Origin of the sequence: Streptomyces sp. DH12 (genome assembly GCF_020873895.1) — a bacterium.
GTDB lineage: Bacteria > Actinomycetota > Actinomycetes > Streptomycetales > Streptomycetaceae > Streptomyces.
On record NZ_JAHWGT010001530.1, the window covers coordinates 1 to 401 of the forward strand.

Below are 401 nucleotides of genomic sequence, written 5' to 3' on the forward strand. Positions count from 1 at the left end.
CCACCCAGGGCCGCGCGGTCACCGACGCCCTGAAGGCCGACGAGAGCCCGTCCCCCACCGACAAGGCCAGCCCCTCCCCGTCCGCGACGGGCGGCGCGTCGGACCCCGACGCCAAGCTCCAGGCCGAGTACGCCAAGCTCGACTGCACCAAGGAGAGCGTCCGCGCCACGGCCGGTGACGGCGCCAAGGCCACCGAGTCCACCGTCGCCTGCGGCCAGAACTCCGAGGGCCAGTGGCAGAAGTACATCCTCGGCCCGGCCGCCGTCGACGGCACCGACGTCGACGAGGCCGACGCCGTCCTGAACACCACGTCCGGCGCCGGCTGGACCGTGACCATGAAGTTCACGGGTGAGGGCTCCAAGAAGTTCGCCGACATCACCGGCCAGCTCGCGCAGAAGCAG

Annotated in this window: 1 pseudogene; it reads left to right on the plus strand. The window is 72.1% G+C overall.

Annotated elements, in window-relative coordinates:
* Positions 1-401: pseudogene (locus LPA54_RS40925) on the plus strand (protein translocase subunit SecD); the annotation flags it as partial.